This window comes from Amycolatopsis echigonensis (genome assembly GCF_014174495.1).
In the GTDB taxonomy this organism is placed as follows: Bacteria; Actinomycetota; Actinomycetes; order Mycobacteriales; family Pseudonocardiaceae; genus Amycolatopsis; species Amycolatopsis echigonensis.
In genome coordinates this window covers 1-16,984 of sequence record NZ_JACJHR010000126.1, presented here as the reverse complement: position 1 = coordinate 16,984, position 16,984 = coordinate 1, and the positions used below count along the sequence as shown (strand labels likewise).

The window sequence follows — 16,984 nt, the reverse complement described above, 5'->3', positions numbered from 1 at the left end:
CCGCCGAACGACTGCCCGAGCACGCTCCATTTCTCGACGCCCAGCTGCCGTCGCACGAACTCCGCGTCGCGCACGATCGCGTCCGCGCGGAAGTGCGTGAGGTATTCGGCCTGCTCGGCCGGCGTGCCGGTCAGCGTGCCTACCGGCGTGGAGCGTCCGGTCCCGCGCTGGTCGAGCATCAGAACCCGGTACTCGCGCAACGCCCGCGGCAGCCAGCTCGGCGTTCCCCGCGACGGCCGCGGCGCTTCGTGCCCGGGACCTCCTTGGAGATAAACGAGAAACGGCCGGTCGAGCCCGTCTGGATCGGCGACCTCCCGCGCGAAGACGGTGATCTCCGCGCCGTCGGTACGGGAATGGTCGAGGGGAACGGAGAACTCGTGCTCGGTGATCACCAGGCCGGGAACGCGCACGGTGGTTGCCATAGGGGCGATTCAACCAGAACGGGCGTGGGGGAGGCCACGGAAATTGGCGGATCTTGTCTACTGTGGACAGTCAGGGCGAGTGTTGTTCTGAAGCGGCCTTCGCTGGCCTGCGGTCGTGAAGTGGCGAAGGTGCGCATTGACGCGGCAACGCGGGCAGGTGTTCCACGTCGACGTGGCTTAACGTGCGGCGCGCGCCACCGGCCTTGCTGGTTTCGAGGAAGCCGCCGCCTCGCTGATGTCGCGCGACGGTACCCGCCTGCTCTTCGCCGACATCGACGACCCCGCCGGAGCCGCCTCCGGCCAGCAGGGTGTGCGGCTCCGCCAGGCTTGTGCGTCGAATGCCTGGTTGTTTACCGGGCCGCGGGGCGCGATGCCGATGGAGCGGGCGCTCTGCGGTTATGCATGGAACGCCTGGTGCCGGTACTGGTTGCTCGGGAAGGCGCTACACGTCACCCGCCAGGCGCGGAGCCCTTAACCTGCGGGTCTGCGCGGCAACCGCCTGCCCAGCTTTCCGCCGTCGCGCCCGGTCCGGGCGAAGCCGGATCGCCCGGCACCCTCGCCAGTCTGAACTAGCTCCGCCCGGCGCAGGCGTCACCCGCGCCGGGAAACGGTGTTACTCCTTGCCCATCGACCGGCGGATCTCGGCCAGCTTGTCCTTGGCCGCCTCCTTGCGGTCGGCGATTTTCTTGTCCAGCGACTGCAGGTCCTCCGGCCCGCCGATTCCCGCCAGCTCCTGTGCGCCGACCGAGGTGGTGTACCGCTTCTCGATCCGGTCCCGCACGAAGTCGAACGACGGCGCGCCGTTGTCGCTGTAGTCGGGTTCGGGGAGATCGGCGGGCGGCGTGCCGGGGCTCTCCACGATCTCCGCGTCGAGCGGCTGCTGCTCGCCGGGCTTGTCCGCGCTCATCGTCTCGCCTCTTCCCAGTTGTCGGCTCCGCCTTCGACCCTAGCCGACCTCGCGCGGGCGGGCGGATGTTTCGCCGCCGCCGGTGTGCGGTAGCCCATCAGGGACAGAAAGGAGTCCGCGATGCTTCGCCCCCGCTCGACCGCGCCGCCCGCCCCGCCCGAGCCCGTCCCGCCCGGTCCGGTGGAGCCCGATCCGGTGACGCCGGGACCGGATCGTCCGCTGCCCGACCCCGAACCGCTCCCGCCGGAATCGGAACCCGGCCCCGAACTGGCGGTGGCCGGTCCCTTGTGGACAGTCCGGCCGGAATGAGGGTTCCGGAACTGCCCAGACTCCGGTGGCCCGGGAAGCCGACTCGCTGCCAACCGCGTTCTCGGGAGAGAACCGCCCGCTAGCACCGCCGCTGACCAGTGCTAGCGGACTGAACACTCCGCAGCGCCACCCGCCCGGCCATGCGATTCAGCCGCGAAACCCGCCAGCCTCCAGCGCCGCGTCCACCTTCGCGCGGTGCGCCTCCGCCCACTCGTCGAGCGTCTGCGCCTCCTCCTTGGCCAGCTTCGCCCGCGCGTCCGCCAATACCTGCGACGCCTCGGGCCCCGGCACCACGACCACGCCTTCCTCGTCCGCCACGACGATGTCCCCGGCGTGCACCGTCACCCCGCCGCACCGAGCGGGCTCGCCCAGCGGCGTCACCGCGGCTTTCGTGCCGGGGATCGGGATCACGCCGCGCGCGAACACCGGGAAGCGCGCCTCGCGGACTTCCTGCAGGTCGCGGATCACGCCATCGAGAACGAAGCCCGCGATGCCGCGGCGCTGGGCGGTCGCGCAGACATTGCCGCCGGCGAGTGCGTAGTCGACGTCGCCGGATTCCGCGACGATCACCGCTCCGGCGGGCGCGCGATGGATGGCCGCGTGCAGCATCAGATTGTCGCCCGGCGGGCATCGCACCGGGTACGCGGGCCCGGCGATCCGCGGCACCGGCCCCCACAAGGGGCGCACGCCGTAGTCGAGCACCTGGCCGCGGCCGAGCAAGTCGGCGAGCGTCGTGGTCGGGATGTCGGCGAAACCGTCGTCCATGGACGGCGATGCTCTCACGCGCGGCCCGGCCGGATACCGTTCCGTGGCACCGATCACGGAGGACAGATGGCTTTCCGGCACACCGTCGTCGCATCACCGGTCGGCGACCTCACCCTGGTCGCCGACGGCAGCGCGCTGGTCGCCGTCTATTTCGACGGCCACAGCCGGACCCCGCGCTTCCCGGACTTCGGCCCGCGCACCGACGACGGTTTCGCCGCTGTGACCCAGCAGCTCGACGAGTACTTCGCCGGTCAGAGGCGAACCTTCGACCTCGAACTCGACCTGCGCGGCTCCGAATTCGAGCGCCGCGTGTGGCAACTGTTGACTCGCATCCCCTACGGCGAGACCCGCACCTACCGCGATCTGGCCGTCGAACTGGGCGAACCCGGCGCGGCACAAGCGGTCGGCAACGCGAACGGCTGGAATCCGCTGAGCATCGTCGTGCCCTGTCACCGGGTGGTCGGGAGCAGCGGCGGTCTCACCGGGTATGCGGGCGGCGTCGACCGGAAACGGTTCCTGCTGCACCTGGAAGAACCGCCCGCGAACGACGCCGGACGGCTGTTCTAACGGACCCGCAGTGCCGGTGCTGCGACAGGACGGGGCGGGCCGAAACTTGCAGTGGCTGCAGCTGTGCGTACGCCTCGCCTAGTTCGGATGCGTCCGTTCGGGCCACTCCGCCGAGTGTCGCGTTCTTCCGGCACTCACTCTCCGTGTCACCTATGTGGGTGACGGTTGACTGCTCAATAACCTCGCATGGGGTGACGCTCTGTGTATTACCGTTTGAGAGTGCGTGCGCTGGACCCGAGTTTCTCCGTATGGCGACTGTGCGAATGAACGTGCATCTTCCCGTGTCAGAGCCGGTTATTCGCAGTTGACGGACTCGCCGAGAGGTCTGGACAAATCGTCGCCGGAGTGGCCGTCGGAGGTCGGACCAGCGACCGCGAAGAGTAGCCAAAACCGTCACTCGAACCGTTGGGCGACGCTGAGGGACCGTTCACCGCGACACTGCCAGTAGAACTGGTCGGTGACGCACCGTTTTCGCCAGGATGAGCGCATCCGGGGCCCGCGCCGCACGACCGCCGGGGTCCGGGGAGCCGTCGGAACCGGTCCGCCGGCCGGAAGAGAAAGGGATGACGACCTCATGACGGTGGTTCCCTGCCTCGCCGACCCGCCGCGCCGAGCCGGGCAGCCGCGCCAGACCGGCGAGCCGCCCGAAAGCGCGGCGCCGGTCCGGGAGCCCCAGCCGAACCGCCGGGGCAAGCCGGACTCAGCGCCCTGTCCGCGCGGTGTGGCGAAGCCGGAGAGACTGGCCCCGGCTGCAGAGGCGTCCCGGTCGGGAGATGCGGACGATGCAGCCTCCACTGCCGAGGCGGCCCGGGAACCAGAGGCAAGCGGCACGGCCAATGTCGACCCGGTTGAACCCAGCTCAGTCGATCCCGCTCAGTCAGCCGATGCGGCCGCGGTCAGCCCAGCCGGAGGCGCCGCGGCGAGCGGCAATGATGCGGCAAGCACGGTGCCGCAGCCAGCGGATCCGGCTGCCGCCAGCGCAGCCGGAAATGCTGCGGCGAGCGACACCGATCCTGCGAGCGCCGCGTCGCAGTTAGCCGGTGCGGGTGTGGCCGTGGGTGCTGTGGCGAGCGGCACCAATTCTGCATGCTCCGCGTCGCACTCGGCCGGTTCGGCGGCCAGCGCGGCTGGAGGTGTCGCGGCGAGCGGCAATGATGCGGCAAGCACGGTGCCGCAGCCAGCGGATCCGGCTGCCGCCAGCGCAGCCGGAGATATCGCGGCGAGCGGCACCGATGCCGCAAACACCACGCCGCAGTCAGTCGAACCGAACCGTCCCGCGGACTCGCTCCACCCTGATCCCCAGCATCCCGCCCGGGTCCGCGTCGTGGTCGACTGGGAGCCCTTCTCCCGGCCGCCTCGGCGCGTCGCCACGCGGGACGAGATGGTCGCTTCCGCGCACCGTGTTCTGGACCGCCGCAAGCGCGGCCGGCACCGCAAGCCCGACACCCGCGACCCCTGGACCTCCCGAGCCGCGGATTTCGTCGTCGCCTGGGCCGCCGCGCTCCGGATGGCGTTGCTCGTCCTCGCTGGAACCGCGTTCCTCGCCGGTCTCGTGCTGATGGACAGCCCGATCGCGGGCGTCGCGGTGACGTCGGCGACCGTCGCCGCGGGCGTCGCGGCGTGGCTGACCCGGCCGCGAAAGTCCCCCTCGCATCGTTGTTGAAGCAGGGTGTCGATTCCGCGCGAGGCCGTTCGACGAGGATGTGACGGCTGGACGATGCCAGCCCCGACCCGAGGAGCGGTCCATGCGTTTCCTGATGATGCACCGGCTTGACGAGAACGCCCCCGAGGCCTGGAACCCCACCCCGGAATTCATGGAGAAAATGGGCGCGTTCATCCAGGACTGGACCGAACGCGGCATCCTGATCACCGCCGAGGGCGTGCACCCCTCGGCGAAGGGCGCGATCGTCCGCAAACCCCGCGGCGCGACGCCGACGGCGACGGACGGGCCGTTCACCGAGGCCAAGGAGGTCATCGGCGGATTCGCCCTGGTCAACGCCGAGAACCGGGCCCAGGCCGTCGAGTACGCGAGCCAGTACGCGGACCTGTTCGACGAGATCGAGGTCGAGGTCCGCCAGGTCGTGGAGTTCGCCGACCTCCCGGACCTGGCGGGGAAATAGCCCAGCGCACCGGGCATTCGGCCGCATTCGCGCGCCAAGTCTTTGTCATGAGTTGACCCGCGCCGCGCCGCGAGCGGATCTTCGTCCTGGGGGACAGGGCGGGGATCCGAGGAGGCAGCGGTGCGGGTCATGCTCACGGTGGTCTTGACAACGATGTCAGCACTGATGCCGGTCCAGGCCAGGACACCCGCGCCGCAACCGGCGGCGAACCTCGTGGTGTGCGACAAATACTGCGACGACCGCGCCGCCGACCAGGCGTCCAGCGACCGGATCGCGGTCACCGCGCCGCTCGACGACCGCGTCCTCCAGCTGCACTTCGCCGACAGCGACCCGATGGGCTGGGCCGTCATCGACCATTCGCGTCCGGGCGACCGGGTGTGGCTCGACCGGTCCTTCGACGGCGGCGCGACCTGGGACGGCGGCGCACAACTGGGCCTGACGACCGCCCCGTCCGGGGTCGGCGGCTGGCGCACCCAGATGTACAACAACGACGACTGGCACAACCGCGGCGTCGGCGCTCTGCGCGCGTGCGGCGGCACGGTCGACACTGGACGGATCGCTTGCACGCCTTGGGCACGCACCCGCTGGAACGCCGCGAACCGCGCGCAAGCGGCGGCGACCGCGATGATGGCCCTGTACGACAACGGCACCGGCTACTTCCGCGAGGGCGGCGGCTGGGGAACAGCGGTGTCGCTGGCGGCGGTGATCCGCAACGCGTCGGTCAGCCGGATGGCCAGCTACGACTACGCGATGGCCACGACGTACGACAAGAACGTCAACGCCGGCCGCGGTCAGTTCCGCAACGAGTTCTCCGACGACACCGGCTGGTGGGCGATGGCGTGGCTCGACGCCTACGACCGCACCGGCGAGCAGCGCTACCTCGCGACCGCGAAGGCTGACGCCGACCACATGCAGACCTTCTGGACCGGCGACTGCGGCGGCGGCATCCGGTGGAAAGAAGGCCTGACGTACAAGGCGTCCATCTCCAACAGCCTGTACATCCAGGTCAACGCCACCCTCGCGGACCGCACCGGCGACGCGACCTACCGGAGCCGGGCGCAGCAAGGCTGGGAGTGGTTCCGCGGCAAGGGGCTCATCGGCTCGGACGGCCTGGTGGTGGACGGCATCGACGGCACGAGCTGCGCCGCGGTCGGCCAGCGCTACACCTACAACCAGGGCGTTTTCGTCTCCGGCCTCACCGCGCTGTCCAAGGTGACCGGAGACCAGAGCTTGATCGGCACCGCGCGTTCGGTCGCCGACTCCACGACCCGCACCGGGTCGTTCTTCACCGGGGACGACGGCATCGTCCACGACCCGGGCGAGGGCGCCAGCTGCACCGACGACGGGTCGTACTTCAAAGCCGGACTCGTCCGCGGTCTGTCCGAACTGGACGCCGCGACGTCCGACATGCCCTACCGGGATTTCCTGACCAGACAGGCAGATTCCGCCTACGCGCACTCCCGCAACGACTTCGACCAGTATTCGCGCTCGTGGTCCTCCAGCGCGGGCAAGGGGCAGGGCTGCCAGGCCGCCGCGCTCGCGCTGATGAACGCGACCTACTAGCCCCGTTAGTGACCGACAGCACACCCGCCTTCGCAAGGCCCATCCGGGTACGGTTGACGGTGCCACGGAATCCTGCGTGGTTCATGCGGACGGGGAAGGGCGATCGTGGAGCTGAAGGTCGGGTACAAGGCGTCGGCGGAACAGTTCGGGCCTCGCGAGCTGGTGGAGTTCGCGGTGCGGGCCGAGGAGCTGGGGCTCGACTCGGTGTGGGTGTCGGACCATTTCCTGCCGTGGCGCCACGAGGGCGGCCACGCGCCGTGGGCGCTGGCGTGGATGCCCGCGGTGGCGGAGCGGACCAGCCGGGTGCTGATCGGGACCAGCGTGCTGACGCCGACATTCCGGTACAACCCCGCGGTGATCGCGCAGGCGTTCGCGACGATGGCGCTGCTGTCGGGCGACCGCGTGATCCTCGGCGCGGGCACCGGCGAGGCGCTGAACGAGATCGCGGTGTCGGGCCGGGAATGGCCGGAGTTCAAGGAGCGGTTCGCGCGGCTGCGCGAGTCGGTGCGGCTCATGCGCGAGCTGTGGAGCAAGGACAACGTCGACTTCGAGGGCGACTACTACCAGCTGGTCAACGCGAAGATCTACGACCGTCCGGAGCGTCCGGTGCCGGTGTACATCGCGGCGGGCGGCCCGGTCGTGGCGAAGTACGCGGGCCGTGCGGGCGACGGCATGATCTGCACGTCCGGCAAGGGCATGGAGCTCTACACCGACAAGCTGATGCCGGCGATGGCCGAGGGCGCGGCCGCGGCTGAGCGCGACGCGTCCGGGGTGGACCGGATGATCGAGATCAAGATGTCGTACGACCGCGACCCGGAGAAGGCGCTGGCCAACACCCGGTTCTGGGCCCCGCTGTCGCTGAGCGCGGAGCAGAAGCACACCGTTTCCTCGGCGGAGGAGATGGAGCGGCTGGCCGACGAGCTGCCGATCGAGCAGGTCGCGAAGCGGTGGATCGTCGCCTCCGACCCGGACGAGGCGGTCGCGCAGATCAAGCCGTACCTCGACGCCGGCCTGAACCACCTGGTCTTCCACGGCCCCGGCCACGACCAGGAACGGTACCTGAGCCAGTTCGCCGAGGACGTGCTGCCGCGGCTGCGCGCGCTGTCCTGACGGATCTCGGGAAACGAACCCCCGTCCGGCTCCGGCTGGGCGGGGGTTTTCCGTATGCCGTCGATCATCGCGCTCGTCGCGGTCGCCGAGCCAGCGGTCGCGGCCGTGCGGACGGTCCGTCCACTCCGGACAGTCACCGGAAACCGCGCCAGGTCGCCCCGGCAATCGTGGCCGACATCGCGGATTGGCCGACACGACAACGGTGATCGAAGCCCGCCCATGATGCGCGAGCCTCGATCACCGGGCGATCACTCTTGCCTGAACCGCTTTCTCCGGCTCGCCACCAGGAACGCCGTGCCTCCGACGACGAGGGCTCCGCCGAGGATCAGCAGCATCGGCAGCAGCGGAATCCCGGTCGAGGCCAGCGAATCCGTGCCCGTCGCCGCGCCCGGCGCCGGGGGCTGGGCTGCCGGGGGAGCGGGGTTCGGGCTCGTCGCCGGAGGCGCCGACGACGTGGGCGGGCTGGGCGGCGGCGGAAGGTAGACGCCCGCGTCGATGGTGTGGTCGACCCCGCCTGCCTGTGCGGGGGCGGTCACCGGCGCGTAGCCGTTGCAGAGCCGTCCGGTCGCTGGCGGCACGACGTTCGAATCGTGCGCCCGGTCCGGACCGGCGGTGGGGAGCGTGAACCGCAGGTCGGTCGCGGGCGGCGTCCCGGGCACGTTGTCCGTCGCGGCGGTGCAGACGTCGAACTGCACCGTGTACTTCTCGCCCGGCTTCAGCTGGTACTCCGCCCCGACGCCGCCGAAGTAGTACTCGCCCGCCTTGTCGGTCTGGGTGCTGGCGACCTTCTTGCCGTCGGCGTCGAGCAGGTTCACCGTCGCCTTCGCGAGCGGGACCTCGTCCGTGCGGTTCGGGTCCTGGATGCCGTTGTGGTCGCCGTCGAACCAGACGAGGTTGCCGATCTGGATCGGCGCGTTCGCTGCCTGGTAGGCGATGTCGCCGAGCCCGCCCGCCTTGCCGAAGCTGTTGGCCGGGCCCACGAACGCGTACCCGTGCTTCGGATTGTCCTGCCCCGGCCCGATGCCGGTGCTGACGTCGTAGTAGCCGACGCCGTCGGAGCTGACGTTCTGCGCCGGATCCATCTGGGTGCTGATCGCCCACTGCTGCTGCGGGATGTAGGCGACCGAACCCTGCGCGGACTCCTGGTGCAAGCCGTTGCCGGATCGGCTCGGGTCGAAGAAGTCGCCGGGGAAGTACTCGACGACGCCCGGCGTCTCGTTGCCGTTCGTCTCGGGCTTGCCGTGGTTCGGACAGGCGCCGGTGCCTTCCCAGTCGTATCCGCCGCCGGGAGCCGCGCAGGCCATGGTGATGTCGCCGCCGGACATGCCGGTCGACGCCTCGTTGTGGTCCGGTCGCGGGTCGATGCCGGAGCCGAAGACGTCCATGAACCGGTCCCGGAAGCCGAGGATCATCGAGCCGTCGCGGGTGAAGGCCATGCTCGCCAGCTCGGGCTGCGGGTTGATGCCCGGCCCCGGGGCCGGGCTGGGCCCGTGGTGGGTGAACTTGTCCCACGAAGAGAACGAGGTGTCCCACGGGTTCCAGTGGTCGGTGTCCTCCTCCTGGTATCCCGCGATGACGTACCCGCGGAGATAGTCGAGGCGGTGCTCGAGCACCGGCGTGAACTTCGTGCCGTCGTAGGTGTAGACCACGGCCTTCAGATCCTCGCGCCGCTTCGTGCTTTCCGCCGAGCAGATGCCGCCGACGTACAGTTTCGCGTCGTGTGCGGCGACCGCGAACGGCCGCCAGTCGTTGGGCACGGCGCACTCCGGAGCCGGAATGGGGACGGTCCTGTCCGGTTCCGCGGTGGCTCCCGTCGCGTCGAAACTGACCAGGCTCCGCGTCGCCAGGCTGACCGCGTAGAGCGTCTTCCCGTCTTCGGTGAGCGCGATCCCGCCGAGGCTTTCCTTACCGGGCACGTCCACGAAATGCTCGTCCTTGCGCAGGTCGACCGCGCCGTGCTCGGTGACCGCGGCGTCCGGCACTTTCGCGAACAGCTGGGGCGCGCCGCCGCCCAGCGGCGTCGTGTAAATCGCGCCGCCGCCTTCGGGACCGTAGGTGGTAAAGCGTTTCGCGAACGCTGACTGGAAAATGCGCTCGCGGTATTTGTCGTACGCCAATCCCCATGTGGTGCCGACTTGCGCCTGGGTGTTCAGCACGGTCGGGCAGGCCGAGTCGGCCGGGCAGGTGCCGCGGAAGGTACGGTCGAACGCGACCAGGGCGCGGCTGTTCGGGTCGGGCGCGCTGCCGTCGCTGTTGACCGCCGGGCTTTGCACCGGCACGTAATAGCGGGCGTCGGGCAGCGTGTGGTCGGCCGGGTTCCAGACGCCGGTGATCACCGAAACGTCTTTGCTCTCCCGCAGATCCACGAACGTCGTGAAACTGTCGAAGTGGTTTTTCTCCGTCGACGCGGGCGCGGCCCGCAAATACGCGCGATACGGATCCGGAACGGAAACGTCGACCCGGTACCGGCCGCCGGCGAGCGGGGCGGAGGGGTCCACGACGACCTTTCCCGCCGCGTCCGTCCGCCCGCGCACCTGATGTCCGGCGGGGTCGGTGACCAGCACGGACATCCCCGGTTGCGGGGTGTCCATAGTGGCGTTGACGATTCCGGTGCCGAAGAAATCCCGGAGCACCTGGACGGTCAGCGTGCCGTCCCCGGCGGCCGCGGCTGTGCCGCCGGTGACCGTGATCGCGCTGCCGCCCAGCAAGAGGGCAGCGGCCGCTGCTCGGGTCAGCCTGAATCTGCCGCTCGTTCTTCTGCCACCTCGGGTCATGACTGCGGGATCTCCGTTCTTTGCGCGGAATTTTCGCGCGGCGTGCCGCAAAGTTGTAACAGTGAAGCAGAAAACGGTCTTGCCGGGTACGGCACTCGGATACAGGACCGGGTGAATCAAAACCCTGCTACGGTCACTCGCTGTGCCTGTCAAACGGATCGCGCGCCGCTGGGTCGTCCTCGCCGCGGCAGTGACGCTCGCGCTCGGCGCGGGAATATTCTGGTATGCCTCCGACGGTTCCGCCGATTCAGGCCCGCGCGCGGTCACCGCGGACGAGGCGAGCCGGCTCGCGATCGCGCGGTTCCGCAATTACCAGAAGCAAGTCCGCGCGGTGGCGATCAGTGTGCCCGGCGCGGCGGGCGAACTCGAGATCACCGGTTCGGCCGATTACCGCGCCAAGGCCGGCTACGGAGTGCTGAAAGGCAAGGGGCGCAACGACTCCGGCAATGGTCTGATCCGGTGGACGGCCAGCCGGATCGAACTGCACCCGCTGTCCGCCGTCCCCGAGTTCCCTCCGGAAAAACCGCCGGCGGACGGCTGGTTCGCCCGTCCGCTCGACCCGACCGCGGGCGCACTGGACCGCGCGCTGGCCATTGTTCTCGGACTCGGCAACGACCGGCCGGACAACGCGCAATTGCTGCCGCAGAACGGCGCCGAATGGGTAGCGGCCGATCAGGTGAACGGACATCCGGTCGACGTCTTCACCGGCCCGGATTCGCGAGAGCGGCCCGGCACGGCGGAATCCGTCCGGTACTGGCTCGACGCGGACGGCGTCATGTTCCGGGTCCAGACCGCGATCCCGGGGGAGGCGAAACCGGTCGTCATTTCCTTCGACACCCACGAATCCACTGCGGTGCCGCTCGCGCGCTGAGTTGCGTGAGGGTGTGGCGACCGCAGCAGGGGAGACGGCCATGGCTGGATTTCCGTGGCCCGCAACTGGGATCGTTTCCTTTCAGGTGCGGGCGGCCGGGGGAGAGGTCTGGCAGCATCCAGAACACGCGAGATTCGAGGACGGTCGCGGCTCGCGCATTCGACGGTTGCGGAGGTCTGGTGGCCGCGACCTCCGCATCGGCCTCGCGTGCGGGCTCCTCGTGGTCGTCGTCGGCTTCGTGCTGAACGCCGCCGAAATCGCCTAGCCTCGTTTCGCCAGCCAGCATGGCGCTGCTGCCTGGGTTTCGTTCGAAAGTTTCGCTGAGCCGACTGCGGGTTCGGCATGATGGTGCCTTGTCTCGCTCTGTCAACCAGCATGCGGCGAACGCCCGCGTTTCCGGAAGCCCTTGCTGCCGCCGCACAACCGGATGCCTGGTGAGTGTCCGCTGTCCTCAAGCGGCGGCCACGGAAGCCCGGTCTGCCAGCAACGAGGCCGCGGGTGCCTGGATTTTCGCGACGTCCGGAAATTCCGGCACGGCCGGGACGACGGTAGGTCCGGCCGTGCGCGCGTCCGGGAACTGGGGCTGCGACGGCGGCGCCGCGACGTCCGTAAACGGGATGCCCGCAGGCGGTTTCGCCCTCGTCCACGCTCCCGAGGGCGAGGCAGCACCTGCCGCGGGACACGCAGCACTTGTCACCAATCCCTCCGGAATCGTGTGCGGCACGCCGGAATCAAGACAGTTTCCGCTGCCCTTCGTGGTGCCGGGGAAGGTCCAGCCGACGTCGATGCCGTTCGCCGCGAAGACGTCGCCGACGATCTGGTTGTCCTTCGGCGGCACGTCCTGGGTCGCGGTGAGGACGAGCCCGGCGTTCGCGTTCCCGGCGATCCGGTTGCGCAGCACCTGGTTGCCGCTGCCGCCGTCGATGCCGATCCCGATGCCCCAGCCGCCGTCGGCCTGCTCCGGGGTCGCCGCCTGGCCGTTGGCCGCGACCAGATTGCCGGCGACCACCGAATCCCGCTGCGGCAACAGCTTTTCCTGATGGTCGGAGTTGGTGGTGAGCCCGACGCGGTTCCCGCTGAACCGGTTCCCGGCGACGTACATGTCGCCGCTGGCGTTCGTGCCCTCGTAGCCGACCGCGTTGAGCTCCGCGACGTTGTCCCGCACCACCGTCCGGCACGGTTTGCATTGGCCGACATAGATTCCGGAATCAGCGCCGCCGGACGTGTAAGACTGCTCGATCACTCCGTTCTGTGCGGAAAACGCATAGATTCCGTAGAGACCGTTGCGGGTGGCGGTGACGTGCGAGACCAGGAACGAAGTGAGGAAACGGATCGGCTCGTCGCCGGTGTCGTAACCGCCTCCGTGCCCCGGCAGCCCCGACGCGGCCTTCACCGAACCGGTCACGAGCACGCCGTTCTGCGTGTGATTCCGGACTGTCAGGTTCTCGACCGCAACCCCCGGCGCGGACACGACGACGCCGTTGTCCCGCTTCAGCTGCCCGTCGACGACGACCTTCTCCCGCACTTCGCCGCGCAGCGTGACCCGCGGCGTCGCGATCTTCACCGTTTCGTGGTACTCGCCCGGCGCGACGAGCACGAGATCTCCCGCCTGAGCCAGGGAAACAGCGGCGGAAATGGTCGGCGCGTCGGCGGGAACGCGGATCGTCACGCCCGCCCCGTCCGGCCGATGCCCCTCGGCGGAGGAAGAACCACATCCGCTGACCAATGCCGCGGACAACCCCAGGATCGCCACGATGGCGAGAAAACGCATACGCCCAGTCTGGCACGAGCGCCGGATACCGTTGGAGTGATTGTTGGCCGGTCGACGGACGTGCGCTTGGCTGGCTGCTGTGCCGCGGGATTCGCCGAGGCGCGGTGGCGGGGCCCGGGAGGCGAATTCGCAGCGAGGGCGGGGGATCGCTGGCCGGGCGCGGACATGCACCTGGTTGGCCGCTGGATTCGCTGACGCGGTGGCGGGCCGGACTGCGAGACGAGTTCGCCGGGAGGGCGGGGGATTGCTGGCCGAGCGGCGGAGGTCCGCTTGGTTGGCGACTGGGCCGCTGGATTCGCCGACGCGCAGTGGCGCGGCCTGCCTGCGAGGCGAATTCGCCGGGACGGCGGGGGATCGCTTGCCGAGCGGCGGACGTGCGCTTCGTTGGCGCTGTGGCGGGGCGCTGTGGCGGGGCCTGGGAGGCGAATTCGTCGGGACGGCGGGGGATCGCTCGCTGGATTGGCGGTCGCCGCGTGCGGGAACCATCCTCGCGCACTCAGCAATCTCGCAGCCAAGCCCGCCGCGGCAACTCCAGGCGAATCGGCGTGAGCTCACCGGGCCGGTTTGTCGGACGCAGTCGCCGGATCAGCGAGGGGGCGGTCGCCATCGAACCAGGCATCAGGCCGAGCCGAATTCGCCTCAGGCACCGGGATCTGTCACGCTGCCCGACGTGAATTCCGCTGAGCGCCGCCCTTCCCGTCGCGCTTTTCTCGGGGCGGCTGTGACCGCCGGACTCGCCGCCGGGTGTCACGCGGCCTCCGCGCCCGATGCCGAAACCCGGCCCGGTCCGATCGAGCACACCGGCCCTCACCAAGCCGGGATCACCACCCCGCAACAACCGCAACCGCACCTATTAGTCGTCGCCGCAGATGTTTCCGTCGCGCCGGGCCCCCTTCTGGCCGAATTAGGCCGCCACATTCTGGCCATGACGGCGGGAACCGACGCCCGTCTGCTGGGCTTGCCCCCAGGCGACCTGACCGTGACGGCCGGCATCGGTCCCAGGTTGGTCCAGTCCAGCGACTCGCACCTGCCCGGCGCGAAGGACCTTCCTCCGGCCGCGCACGAGGCGATTGCTCCGTCCGACCGCGGCGGCGACCTGCTGCTTCAGATCTGCGCGAGCGACCCGCTCGTCCCGCCCGTCGCCGCGGCCGCGCTCCTGGCGAGACCCGGTCTGCGCGAACGCTGGCGCCAGTCGGGCGGGCGCGGGCCGCACGTCCCGGTCTCGGACGGGCAGACCGCGCCGCGGAACGTCCTGGGTTTCGTCGACGGCATCATCGGCCCGCGCACTCCCGCCGAGCAGCAGCGGGATCTGTGGCTTTCCGGCCCGGCTCCGGTCGCGGGCGGCACGATCGCCGTCGTCCGGCGGATGGTGGTGGACGTCGCGCGGTTCGCCGCATTGCCGCTCGCAGAACAGGAGGCGGTCTTCGGCCGCCGGCGAGACACCGGGATCCCGCTGTCGGGCGGCGCGATCGCCGACGGGCCGGATCTGGGCGCCAAAACCCCGGACGGCCGCTATCTCGTCCCTGCCGCCGCGCACATCCGCCGAGCCCACGCGAACGTCGTCGGGGCCGGGCTCATGCTGCGCCGCAGCTACAGCATCGACACGCCGGCGCCCGGCCTTCTGTTCGTGAGCTTCCAGAACGACCTGCACACGTTCACCGCCACCCTGGCGAGCATGGAGAGCGCAGACGCGCTGCTGCCGTTCACGACCACCACCGCGAGCGGGACCTTCCTGATCCTCCCCGGCTTCGACGAGCGCCGGCCGCTGGGCTCGACCCTGTTCCCGTCGTGAGCGGGCGACCCGGGGAACGGAAAAGCCCCGCCTCTCCGAGGAGAAGCGGGGCTTCCGAGGTGTGAAACACGATGGTGCGCGATACTGGGATTGAACCAGTGACCTCTTCCGTGTCAGGGAAGCGCTCTCCCGCTGAGCTAATCGCGCGAGGTGGAGACGGGATTCGAACCCGTGTACACGGCTTTGCAGGCCGTTGCCTCGCCTCTCGGCCACTCCACCGCATGGGGCTTGAGCCCTCCGAGCGGACGACGGGATTCGAACCCGCGACCCTCACCTTGGCAAGGTGATGCGCTACCAGCTGCGCTACGTCCGCACTACCTGTGGCTCCGAGGCGGTGCCGGGAATCTCGCGATTCCGGCTCGCACCCCGTCGCCGTGGTGTGAAGAAACCATAGCCGATCCCGGCGACCGTCCCGGCACCGGGGGGTTGTTGGCCCGCCCGCGGGCCGGTGATCAGGCCAGATCGTTCGGGATCAGGTGGGTGAGCGCGTCGTCGACGTCGACCCACAGGTGCTCGTTGCCCGGCAGCACGACGTCGTACGTGCGATCCAGGAAATCGGCCAGCTCCTGCGCGGACGCCTCGAACATGGCGTGCCCGGACGGGGAGTTCAGCTCGATCAGGACCGACTCCGGGTCCTCCACCGAAGGCCGGATGCGGACGTCCCCGTCGCCGGCGTCGGCGAGCAGGCCGTCGGCGAGCAGGTCGCGCGCGTAGACCCATTCGACCCAGCCCGCCCGCCCGGTGCGGAAGGCGGCGACGACGGCGTACGGGTCGCGGGTGTCGTAGCGCAGCTCCACCTTCACCGGAACCGCCGGGGTCCGCGGCGCCAGCAGGTCGAAGACCGCCGTCGAGCGGAGCGTCACGTGATCGTTGCGCATCGTCCTACCCTTCGTCTCCCTTCCCGGCCCGGACGACCGAGGACGACGGTGAGACGCACCAGGAGCCCGGATCCGTCGCGGGTGCGCTCGAGATCACCCGTTCGAGACCGTCTGCCCCGAGGTCCGTCCGGTCCGTCGCCGTCCGTGCCGCGCAGCCTTCAGCGGGCGCCCGGTGGGGAGCCACCAGTACATCTTGCGCGGTTCGGCCGCTGTGCGATAGCACCGTCGCACGGATGTCGCGGACGCCCGCACGCGCCCCCGCCCGTGCAGGGCCTCGGTTAGCTCGGGGTTGTTCGGACGGTATTCGCAGGCAGACGGGCGGTAATCAGATCAAACCACCCGTTTGCAGGCCCCCGAAAGTCGTGGGGTAGGCTGGTTCCGCACCGCGAGCGGGCGATTAGCTCAGCGGGAGAGCGCTTCGTTCACACCGAAGAGGTCACTGGTTCGATCCCAGTATCGCCCACCAGCACTTCTCCGATGGCCTGCCGACGATCTCCGCCGGCAGGCCATCGGCGTTTCAGGAGCCCGTCCTCGACACGCCGCACTGCCCGTCCGCGCACGTCCTCTCCAAGCGGCCCCGCGACAGGGTCTGCACCAGCCCGGCCACCCAGCACGTCGGGCATCCCCGCAGCGCCAGCACGCCGACGGGCAGGGCCACCAGGCTTGCCCATCCGATCACCGGGGCCAGCGCGATCGACGCCGCGATCAGGCCGAACCCGGCGATTCCGCGGGCGAGGTGCACCGTCAGGGACTTGCTGGCGTACGACGTGCTCATCGGTCTTCCTCCGGGAGATCCAGGCGGACGCGCACGGCGGCGCGGGCGCGGTGCAGCCGCGACTTCATCGCCGCCGGGCTCAGGCCGAGCGACTTGGCGACGGTCTTTCCGGGCAGGCCCTGGATGTCGCGCATGATCAGCACACCGCGCTGGTCGCCGGGCAGTGACGCGATGGCGGCGGAAAGGCGCTCGACCTCCAGCCTGCTCAGCACGTCGTCCTCGGCGGACGGACCCGCGGCTTCCGGGATCGGCTCGTCGCGCTGCACGAGTGCGCGCGCCCGGCGCAGGCACTCGTTGCGCACGATCCGGAACATCCACGACGCCAGCGCGGCCGTCGCCCGCAGCGTTCCGATCTTGCGG

At 70.0% G+C, this 16,984-nt stretch carries 18 protein-coding genes and 4 tRNA genes; 10 read left to right on the top strand and 12 right to left on the bottom strand.

The features are described from left to right. On the bottom strand, window positions 1-422 hold a 422-nt coding region (locus H5411_RS43000), incomplete at its 3' end, for an alpha/beta fold hydrolase (RefSeq protein ID WP_183127390.1). A 613-nt stretch (window positions 423-1,035) separates the two neighbouring features. Beyond that, complete coding sequence (locus H5411_RS42995) at window positions 1,036-1,329, bottom strand: hypothetical protein (protein WP_101439485.1); 294 nt, start codon at window positions 1,327-1,329, stop codon at window positions 1,036-1,038. A gap of 120 nt (window positions 1,330-1,449) precedes the next feature. Between H5411_RS42995 and H5411_RS42990 the strand changes: the two genes are divergently transcribed. After that, window positions 1,450-1,638 carry a hypothetical protein gene (locus H5411_RS42990; RefSeq protein WP_158242555.1) on the top strand — a complete coding sequence of 63 codons (189 nt, stop codon included), beginning with the start codon at window positions 1,450-1,452 and terminating at the stop codon, window positions 1,636-1,638. Window positions 1,639-1,785: 147 nt separating this feature from the next. On the opposite strand, the gene H5411_RS42985 is transcribed toward H5411_RS42990, so the two are convergent. Beyond that, window positions 1,786-2,403, bottom strand: coding sequence for an RraA family protein (locus H5411_RS42985; RefSeq protein WP_101439486.1), 618 nt, complete (start codon window positions 2,401-2,403; stop codon window positions 1,786-1,788). Window positions 2,404-2,469: 66 nt separating this feature from the next. On the opposite strand from H5411_RS42985, the gene H5411_RS42980 reads away from it, so the two are divergent. Continuing rightward, a complete protein-coding gene (locus tag H5411_RS42980; protein WP_101439487.1) occupies window positions 2,470-2,970 on the top strand; it encodes a methylated-DNA--[protein]-cysteine S-methyltransferase in 501 nt (166 codons plus the stop codon). An 873-nt stretch (window positions 2,971-3,843) separates the two neighbouring features. Here the strand turns inward: H5411_RS42980 and H5411_RS42975 are convergent. Further along, entirely contained in the window at window positions 3,844-4,218 is a 375-nt protein-coding gene (locus H5411_RS42975; RefSeq protein ID WP_143271470.1) for a hypothetical protein, read from the bottom strand. A 76-nt stretch (window positions 4,219-4,294) separates the two neighbouring features. Here H5411_RS42975 and H5411_RS42970 point away from each other — a divergent pair, with 76 nt between their 5' ends. The 4 genes from H5411_RS42970 (at window position 4,295) to fgd (ending at window position 7,763) form a co-directional block, all read left to right on the top strand. Beyond that, window positions 4,295-4,633 carry a hypothetical protein gene (locus H5411_RS42970; protein ID WP_143271471.1) on the top strand — a complete coding sequence of 113 codons (339 nt, stop codon included), beginning with the start codon at window positions 4,295-4,297 and terminating at the stop codon, window positions 4,631-4,633. A gap of 82 nt (window positions 4,634-4,715) precedes the next feature. Then, the gene (locus H5411_RS42965) at window positions 4,716-5,090 is read left to right on the top strand and encodes a YciI family protein (protein WP_101439489.1); all 375 of its coding nucleotides are present in this window, start codon (window positions 4,716-4,718) and stop codon (window positions 5,088-5,090) included. Between the two features lie 129 nt (window positions 5,091-5,219). Next, on the top strand, window positions 5,220-6,653 hold the full coding sequence (locus tag H5411_RS42960) for a glycoside hydrolase family 76 protein (protein ID WP_244194967.1): 1,434 nt from the start codon (window positions 5,220-5,222) through the stop codon (window positions 6,651-6,653). Window positions 6,654-6,758: 105 nt separating this feature from the next. Then, the gene (fgd, locus tag H5411_RS42955; RefSeq protein WP_101439490.1) at window positions 6,759-7,763 is read left to right on the top strand and encodes a glucose-6-phosphate dehydrogenase (coenzyme-F420); all 1,005 of its coding nucleotides are present in this window, start codon (window positions 6,759-6,761) and stop codon (window positions 7,761-7,763) included. 248 nt (window positions 7,764-8,011) lie between these two features. On the opposite strand, the gene H5411_RS42950 is transcribed toward fgd, so the two are convergent. Next, a complete protein-coding gene (locus H5411_RS42950) occupies window positions 8,012-10,471 on the bottom strand; it encodes an SdrD B-like domain-containing protein (RefSeq protein WP_244194844.1) in 2,460 nt (819 codons plus the stop codon). Window positions 10,472-10,679: 208 nt separating this feature from the next. Between H5411_RS42950 and H5411_RS42945 the strand changes: the two genes are divergently transcribed. Together H5411_RS42945 and H5411_RS48185 are read left to right on the top strand one after the other, a co-directional pair. Continuing rightward, window positions 10,680-11,408, top strand: a complete 729-nt coding sequence (locus H5411_RS42945; RefSeq protein WP_220818227.1) for a hypothetical protein — start codon at window positions 10,680-10,682, stop codon at window positions 11,406-11,408. 40 nt (window positions 11,409-11,448) lie between these two features. After that, the gene (locus tag H5411_RS48185) at window positions 11,449-11,673 is read left to right on the top strand and encodes a hypothetical protein (RefSeq protein WP_244194845.1); all 225 of its coding nucleotides are present in this window, start codon (window positions 11,449-11,451) and stop codon (window positions 11,671-11,673) included. A 186-nt stretch (window positions 11,674-11,859) separates the two neighbouring features. On the opposite strand, the gene H5411_RS42935 is transcribed toward H5411_RS48185, so the two are convergent. Continuing rightward, the gene (locus H5411_RS42935) at window positions 11,860-13,179 is read right to left on the bottom strand and encodes a right-handed parallel beta-helix repeat-containing protein (RefSeq protein ID WP_101439492.1); all 1,320 of its coding nucleotides are present in this window, start codon (window positions 13,177-13,179) and stop codon (window positions 11,860-11,862) included. 670 nt (window positions 13,180-13,849) lie between these two features. Here H5411_RS42935 and H5411_RS42930 point away from each other — a divergent pair. After that, complete coding sequence (locus H5411_RS42930) at window positions 13,850-14,971, top strand: Dyp-type peroxidase (RefSeq protein ID WP_183127388.1); 1,122 nt, start codon at window positions 13,850-13,852, stop codon at window positions 14,969-14,971. 72 nt (window positions 14,972-15,043) lie between these two features. Here the strand turns inward: H5411_RS42930 and H5411_RS42925 are convergent. The 4 genes from H5411_RS42925 to H5411_RS42910 all read right to left on the bottom strand — a co-directional run bounded on the left by H5411_RS42925 (window position 15,044) and on the right by H5411_RS42910 (window position 15,849). Next, a tRNA-Val gene (locus H5411_RS42925) sits at window positions 15,044-15,118 on the bottom strand. Between the two features lies 1 nt (window position 15,119). Continuing rightward, a tRNA-Cys gene (locus tag H5411_RS42920) sits at window positions 15,120-15,190 on the bottom strand. Between the two features lie 21 nt (window positions 15,191-15,211). After that, window positions 15,212-15,284: transfer RNA gene (locus H5411_RS42915), tRNA-Gly, on the bottom strand. Window positions 15,285-15,423: 139 nt separating this feature from the next. Further along, the gene (locus H5411_RS42910) at window positions 15,424-15,849 is read right to left on the bottom strand and encodes an SsgA family sporulation/cell division regulator (RefSeq protein WP_005159130.1); all 426 of its coding nucleotides are present in this window, start codon (window positions 15,847-15,849) and stop codon (window positions 15,424-15,426) included. A gap of 391 nt (window positions 15,850-16,240) precedes the next feature. On the opposite strand from H5411_RS42910, the gene H5411_RS42905 reads away from it, so the two are divergent. Beyond that, a tRNA-Val gene (locus H5411_RS42905) sits at window positions 16,241-16,315 on the top strand. Between the two features lie 51 nt (window positions 16,316-16,366). Here the strand turns inward: H5411_RS42905 and H5411_RS42900 are convergent. Both H5411_RS42900 and H5411_RS42895 read right to left on the bottom strand, forming a co-directional pair. After that, complete coding sequence (locus H5411_RS42900; RefSeq protein WP_183127386.1) at window positions 16,367-16,624, bottom strand: hypothetical protein; 258 nt, start codon at window positions 16,622-16,624, stop codon at window positions 16,367-16,369. Next, on the bottom strand, window positions 16,621-16,984 hold a 364-nt coding region (locus H5411_RS42895; protein WP_183127384.1), incomplete at its 5' end, for an RNA polymerase sigma factor. The genes H5411_RS42895 and H5411_RS42900, both read right to left, overlap by 4 nt.